Origin of the sequence: Sphingobium chlorophenolicum (assembly GCF_000722875.1) — a bacterium.
Taxonomy (GTDB): domain Bacteria; phylum Pseudomonadota; class Alphaproteobacteria; order Sphingomonadales; family Sphingomonadaceae; genus Sphingobium; species Sphingobium chlorophenolicum.
Genome location: NZ_JFHR01000064.1, coordinates 22551 through 28861 on the forward strand (window position 1 = coordinate 22551; position 6311 = coordinate 28861).

The 6311-nt window shown below is 66.3% G+C and carries 6 protein-coding genes and 1 pseudogene; 2 read left to right on the top strand and 5 right to left on the bottom strand.

Translation table 11 applies throughout. The features are described from left to right. Window positions 1–136: 136 nt before the first annotated feature. Both BV95_RS19630 and rsmI read right to left on the bottom strand, forming a co-directional pair. Window positions 137–490: a YraN family protein gene (locus tag BV95_RS19630; RefSeq protein ID WP_037456156.1), complete on the bottom strand. Its 354-nt coding sequence runs from the start codon at window positions 488–490 to the stop codon at window positions 137–139. Continuing rightward, a complete protein-coding gene (rsmI, locus tag BV95_RS19635) occupies window positions 487–1329 on the bottom strand; it encodes a 16S rRNA (cytidine(1402)-2'-O)-methyltransferase (RefSeq protein WP_037456160.1) in 843 nt (280 codons plus the stop codon). The genes BV95_RS19630 and rsmI overlap by 4 nt, the downstream gene beginning before the upstream one ends. Window positions 1330–1400: 71 nt before the next feature. Here rsmI and BV95_RS19640 point away from each other — a divergent pair, with 71 nt between their 5' ends. Then, window positions 1401–2555: a penicillin-binding protein activator gene (locus tag BV95_RS19640; RefSeq protein ID WP_156028719.1), complete on the top strand. Its 1155-nt coding sequence runs from the start codon at window positions 1401–1403 to the stop codon at window positions 2553–2555. Window positions 2556–2558: 3 nt separating this feature from the next. Here BV95_RS19640 and BV95_RS19645 read toward each other — a convergent pair whose 3' ends face one another. Both BV95_RS19645 and BV95_RS19650 read right to left on the bottom strand, forming a co-directional pair. Continuing rightward, entirely contained in the window at window positions 2559–3338 is a 780-nt protein-coding gene (locus BV95_RS19645; RefSeq protein WP_037456166.1) for an ABC transporter ATP-binding protein, read from the bottom strand. Continuing rightward, a complete protein-coding gene (locus tag BV95_RS19650) occupies window positions 3332–4327 on the bottom strand; it encodes a FecCD family ABC transporter permease (RefSeq protein ID WP_037456169.1) in 996 nt (331 codons plus the stop codon). The genes BV95_RS19645 and BV95_RS19650 overlap by 7 nt, the downstream gene beginning before the upstream one ends. Window positions 4328–4434: 107 nt before the next feature. On the opposite strand from BV95_RS19650, the gene BV95_RS19655 reads away from it, so the two are divergent. After that, the gene (locus BV95_RS19655) at window positions 4435–5277 is read left to right on the top strand and encodes an ABC transporter substrate-binding protein (protein ID WP_037456172.1); all 843 of its coding nucleotides are present in this window, start codon (window positions 4435–4437) and stop codon (window positions 5275–5277) included. Window positions 5278–5284: 7 nt separating this feature from the next. On the opposite strand, the pseudogene BV95_RS19660 reads toward BV95_RS19655, so the two are convergent. Further along, a pseudogene (locus BV95_RS19660) lies at window positions 5285–6154 on the bottom strand (TonB-dependent receptor domain-containing protein); the annotation flags it as partial. Between the last annotated feature and the right edge of the window lie 157 nt (window positions 6155–6311).

The window sequence follows — 6311 nt, forward strand, 5'->3', positions numbered from 1 at the left end:
TGCAATCGTTTCCTCTTCTTCCGTTCGTGCTGAGCAGGGCTGAGCTTGTCCCCGTTTCGAAGCACCGTCCCACACCCGCCCTTCGATACGCCCCTTCGACAAGCTCAGGGTCTACTCAGGGCGAACGGAGGTCGATTCACACCCCATGCCAGACATTCGCCAGATGGCGCGGCGGGCGGCCCGGTGCAAGGAGCATCACGTCGATTCGCATGTCATCGCCCGGTTTCGCGAGGTCGTAGAAGAGGATTTCCGCCGCTGCGGCGACCCGCGAGAGGCGGCGTTCGTCTATTGCCAGGTCGAGATCGGCGCCGTTGGCACGGGCCTTGACCTCGACAAAGGCCAGCATCCTGCCGCGCCGGGCGACCAGATCGACCTCGCCCGCTGGCGTGCGCATCCGGCGGCCGACAATCTGCCAGCCCTTGAGCCGCAGCCACCAGCCCGCAATGCGTTCGGCCTGCCGTCCGCGTTTTTCGGCTACCTGCTTCTTCACCCTTTGAGTTCCAGCGCCCGGTCGTAAAGGGCGCGGCGGTCGAGGCCCAGTTTCCTGGCCACCTCCCCCGCCGCCTTGGAGACGGGAAGGCGCTCCATGGCTTCGAGCAGCGCGGCATCGGCATCCTCCGCGCTGGCGGGCGGCGCTTCGCCGGGCGGGCCGACGATGACGACAATCTCGCCCTTGGGCGGCGCATCGGCATAGCGGGCGGACAGTTCCGTCAGCGTGCCGGTGGCGGTTTCCTCGAAGGTCTTGCTGATCTCGCGGGAGACGGCGGCTTCGCGATCGCCCAGATGCTCGGCCATGGCGGCGAGGCATTCCGAAAGGCGCGGGCCGCTTTCGTAAAAGACTAGGGTAGCGCGGAGGGCCACGACTTCGCCCAGGACATCGCCACGTGCCTTCTGCTTGGACGGCAGGAAGCCCATGAAGAGGAACCGGTCGGTCGGCAGGCCCGACAAAGTGAGCGCAGCAATGGCGGCGCTGGGACCGGGCAGCGTCGTGATGCTGCGCCCGGCGGCGCGGGCGTCGCGCACCAGCTTATAGCCCGGATCGGAGATGAGCGGCGTCCCGGCATCCGACAGCAGCGCGACCGATTCGCTCGCCATCCGCTCGATCAGGCGGGCGCGCACCCCTTCGGCGCTATGGTCGTGATAGGGGACCATCGGCCGGTCCGACCCGGCATGGCGCAGCAAACGTGCGCTGACCCGTGTATCTTCCACGGCGATCACGTCGGCCAGCCGCAGGACTTCGGCCGCGCGGGGGGTAAGGTCTCCAAGGTTGCCGATCGGCCCTGCAACGATGTAAAGCCCAGCCTCAAGCCTAATGATATCAGTTTCCATAAGGACGCCAGATGACAGAGACGGATGCCCCCCGGCAAGCGGACTTGTTCGCTTTGATGAAAGGGGTGGGAATGCAACGCGCCGGGCGGATTTTGTTCGCAGCCACCGCGCTGCTGGTCGCCGCCTGTCAGTCCATCGTGCCCAAGGGCCCCGGCCCGGCCCAGCCCGGCCCGACGCAGACCGGCCCCGAAGTCACCGAAGGCCTGCCCACCGACACGTTGCGCCACCGCGTCGCGCTGCTGGTGCCGATGAGCGGCCCCAATGCGGGCGTCGGCCAGTCCATCGCCAATGCGACCACGCTGGCACTGCTGGACACCAAGGCCGACAAGGTCCGCATCACCACCTATGACACGGGCGTCGGCGCGGCGGCGGCGGCGAACAAGGCGCTGGCGGACGGCAACAAGCTGATCCTGGGGCCGTTGCTGGCGGAGGATGCGCGAATCGTCGGACCCATCGCGGCGCGGGCGAACGTGCCGGTGATCAGCTTCTCCAACGACAGCAGCGTGGCCGGAAACGGCGTCTACATCATGGGCTACAACCCCAACCAGTCGATCGAGCGGGTGGTGGAATTCGCCAAGGGCAAGGGGTTGTCGAAATTCGCCGCGCTGGTGCCCAAGGGCGTCTATGGCGAGCGGTCGGGGACGTCCCTGCTCCGCGCCGTGGAGGGTGCCGGCGGAACCGTCGTGTCGATGCAGACATTCGACCGGAACCAGGCGTCGATCACGGCGGCGGTGAAGAAATTGCATGCCTCCTCCAGCTATGACGCGCTGCTGATCGCGGACAGCGGCCGGGTGGCGATGCAGGTGGCGCCGGTCGTGCGGAAAAATGGCGGCGCGACGGCGCGGCTGCTGGGCACGGAATTGTGGAACACCGACAGCGGACTGGCGTCCAGCCCGGTGCTGCGTGGGGCGTGGTTCGCCAGCGTTTCGGACGGGCTCTACAGCCAACTCGCGACCAAATATCGGGCGCGCTACGGCAATGCGCCGTTCCGGCTTTCCGCCCTGGGCTATGATTCGGTGCTGCTGACGGTGCGGATCGCCCGCGACTGGAAGCCGGGCACGACCTTCCCGGCGGCGCGGCTGCGCGATGCGGGCGGCTTTTCCGGGATAGACGGGGCATTCCGCTTCGGACGCGACGGCATTGCCGAACGGGCACTGGAAGTATCGGAAATCGGCGCGGGGGCGTTCACGGTGGTGGCCCCGGCTCCCCGGTCCTTCGCGGAGTAGGGGTTAGGACTTCACCCTTCCCATAGGCAGGATCAGCGGCCACTTTCCGCTCGCATCAATGCGAGCGGAAATGCCGTAGACGCTGGCAAGGCTCGCCTCCGTCAGCACATCGAGCGCCGCGCCGTCCGCTACCAGCGAACCGCGATCCATCAGCACCAGCCGGTCGCAATAGCGCGCTGCCATGCCGAGATCGTGCAACACGGTGACGACCAGCGATCCGGCCTGCGCCTCTGCTTTCAGCAAATCCATGACGTCGATCTGATGCCCTGGATCGAGCGCAGCCAAAGGCTCGTCCGCGATCAGTGCGGGCGCGCCCACCGCCAGGGCGCGGGCGAGCAGTACGCGGGCACGCTCGCCGCCGGACAGCTCGGTCGCCACCCGCCCCTTCAGATGCAACGCATCGGCGCGCGCCAGCGCAGCGTCGATCAGCGCTTCGTCCTCCACCGATAGGCGCGATAAAGGCCCCAGATGCGGCATTCGGCCGAGCGCCACCAGCCGCTCCACCGCCAGCGGCCAGTGCAAAGTCTGCCCCTGCGGCAGATAGGCGATGCGCCTCGCCATGGCCCGCCGGGTCATATGCGCGCTGTCGGTGCCGTCGATCAGCACCGAGCCATTTTCCCGCTTTATAAGGCCCAGCATGGCCCGGATCAGCGTCGACTTCCCCGCGCCATTGGGGCCGATGATGCCGACAAGCTGCCCCGGCTCCAGATAAAGGTCGATGCCGTTCACCGCCGGATGACGGCCGAGGCGGACGGACAGACCCTGTGCGCGGATCGTCACCATAGCCGCCGCTCCCGCATCAGGTGGATCAGGAAGACGGGCACGCCCAGCAAGGCCGTCAGCACCCCTAGCTTGAGTTCGCTGCTGGTCGGAATGAGCCTGACGCCGATGTCCGCCAGCGTCAGCAGCACCGCACCGCCCAGCATGGAGGGCAACAGGATCGCGGAAGGCGAGCGGTCGGTCAGCGGTCGCACCAGATGCGGCACGATCAGCCCGACGAAACCGATCGCGCCCGACACCGCCACCGCCCCGCCCACGCCGATGGCAACGCCCAGCATCAGCCGCAACCGCGCCCGGCGCAGGTCGATGCCCAGCGCCTGTGCGCCGTCCTCGCCCAGCGTCAGCGCGTCGAGCGTCCGGCCATCCGCGATCAGCAGCGCAGCGCCCACCGCAACACAGGGCAACGCAATCCAGACATGGCTGTAGGCGCGGTTTTCCAAGCTGCCCATCAGCCAGCTCATAATCTCCATCGCCGCGAAGGGATTGGGCGAGAGATTCAGGGACAGGCTGATCCCCGCTCCGCTCAGCGTGGCGATGGCGATCCCGGCGAGGATCAGGGTGAGCGGGCTTTCCGCAGGCCCGGCAAGCAGGAACAGTGCGCCGATGCCGATCAAGCTGGTCGTTATGGCAAGCGCGGGAAGCGCCAGCGGATGCATTTGCGCCAAACCGAAATACAGCGCGCAGACAGCGCCAAGGGCGGCGGCATTTGACGCCCCCAGTACGGAGGGTTCGGCCAGCGGATTGCGCAGATAGCCCTGCAACGCCGCGCCCGACAGGCCCAGCATCGCCCCGACGATCAGGCCCAGCAACATGCGCGGCAGCCGCAAGTCGATCAGGATGGCGCGGGCGACATCATCGCCGCCACCGGTCAGAACGGCAAGGATGCGCGCCGGAGAGAGCGGCACGGCCCCCAGCGTGACGGAGCCGAGCGCGGCGATCAGCATCAGCAGGATCAGCGCGGGAATCAGCAAGGGGTGACGGCGGATGCTCATGGCTTGCGCGTCCTTCGTTGCTTGCTACAGCACTGCCTCAACATGCAGCCGTGCTCCTGCGCAGGCAGGAGCACGGGGCGTTTGAGGCGGAAACCAGGAACAACGGGATGCAAGGCAGGATAGTCATTGCGGCACTTTGCGCACTCATGCTGACCGGCGCCGCGCCCGCTCCGCCCAAGCGCATCGTATCGCTCAATACCTGCGCAGACCAATATGTGCTGGCGCTGGCAGATCCGGCGCAGATCGCCGCGCTCAGCCCTTATGGCCATGATCCCGAACTTTCGGCGGCGGTCGGCAAGGCGCAACATTTTCGGACGCTCAAACGACCCAGCGAGGAAGTGCTGGCGCTGCGGCCCGATCTGCTGGTCGGCTTTCCTGCGGGAGGCAGCGTGGTGGGCGCGCCTCCGGGACAATGGCGGACTTTGGGGCTGGCAAGCGCGGACAGCTATCCCATGATCCTCCAGCAAATCCGCCAGGTCGCGGCGGCGGTGGGCCATCCCCAGCGTGGCGAAGCGCTGATCGCGCGCATGAACCGCGACCTTGCCGCTCTGCCCCGGCCGAAGCGCGGCGGAGTGGCGGCCTATTATCAGCGGCGCGGCTATATGACCGGCACCGGCACGCTGGTTGATGATCTGATGAAGCGCGCTGGCTTGGTCAATCTGGCGGGGAAGCTCGGCAAGCCCGCTTTGTCGCAACTTCCACTGGAGGAGATGATCGCCGCCCGCCCGGATTGGCTGATCGTGGAGAACGGCAGCGAAGAGATCGTCGATCAGGGGACGGAGATGCTGCGCCACCCCATCTTGCGCGCCATCCCGCGCATCCGCCTGCCGCAGGCCTGGACTGTGTGCGGCGGCCCCGCCTATGTCGAGGCCGCTCGCTCCATCGTGGCGCAGCTTGACGGGGCTGCGCGCAAGGGCGCGGCGCGGGTGAACCCCGCGCCGCGTCGTTAGGCATTCATCAGAAGCGGACACGCACGCCACCGAAGGCCGAACGGCCATAGGTGCCATAGCCATGGACAGTGGCATATTTCTCATCGGTGAGATTGTCGATGCGGCCATAGATTTCCAGATTTTCCATGATCGGGAAAGACGCCCGCACGTCCGCCACCGCATAGCCGTCCAGCCGGACCGCGTTGGTCGCATCGTTGAAGCTGTCGCCCACCATCGTCACCGTCGCGCCGGTCGACAGGCCGAAGGGCCAGACATAGTCCGCCGAAACGCTCACCGCATTGGCGGCGCGGCGCGGCAAGCGGGCATCCGTATTGCGGTCCCGCGCATCGACATAGCTATAGGCGGCGGTGAAGGTCAGCGCGTCAACCGGCTTCAACGTCAGCATCGCCTCCACCCCCTTTGCGCGGGTGCGGTCGAGATTGTTGTACCCGCCGTAAAGACCGATCGAATAATCGTAATTGATCTGGTCCTTGGTATCGCGCCGGAATGCCGTGACGGACAGGATCGCCCGGTCGCCGCCCAGCCTTTGGTCGAAGCCGATATCATAGCTTTTCGACCGCTCCGGACGCAGGCCCGCATTGCCGACATCGGTGCCGTAAAGCTGGTAGAGCGAAGGCGCCTTGAACCCCTCACCATAGCTCATGCGGATGTTGGTCGCGCCGTTATTGGGCGTGTAGTTCGCATTGGCGCCAAATGTCGTCGCGCCGCCGAACTGGCTGTGATCGTCATGCCGCACGCCACCGGTCAGCGACAAGCCGACAAGAGGCTTCACCACCGCCAGCGCATAGACGCTGTCGATATCGGCCCTGTGGCTTTCGACCGAACCGAAGCCGGAGAAATCATAGTCCGGACGTTCATGCTCATAGCCGAAGATTAAGGCGTGTGGACATTTAAGGGATTCCTTTTTCCGCGCGGATCGGATTCAAGACTGGCGAAGGGAGCGCCATCTTGGATCGACACGGATTAAGCGACGAGCAGTGGGAGCGGGTTCGCCCCGTGCTTCCCGGTAAAGTTGGGGACCGAGGCCGTTCGGC

What these genes read in the sequence shown, in the direction of transcription:
- rsmI (WP_037456160.1), bottom strand. Translation starts at nt 1,329, where the DNA reads ATGGAAACTGATATCATTAGGCTTGAGGCTGGGCTTTACATCGTTGCA.
- BV95_RS19640 (WP_156028719.1), top strand. Translation starts at nt 1,401, where the DNA reads ATGCAACGCGCCGGGCGGATTTTGTTCGCAGCCACCGCGCTGCTGGTC.
- BV95_RS19645 (WP_037456166.1), bottom strand. Translation starts at nt 3,338, where the DNA reads ATGGTGACGATCCGCGCACAGGGTCTGTCCGTCCGCCTCGGCCGTCAT.
- BV95_RS19650 (WP_037456169.1), bottom strand. Translation starts at nt 4,327, where the DNA reads ATGAGCATCCGCCGTCACCCCTTGCTGATTCCCGCGCTGATCCTGCTG.
- BV95_RS19655 (WP_037456172.1), top strand. Translation starts at nt 4,435, where the DNA reads ATGCAAGGCAGGATAGTCATTGCGGCACTTTGCGCACTCATGCTGACC.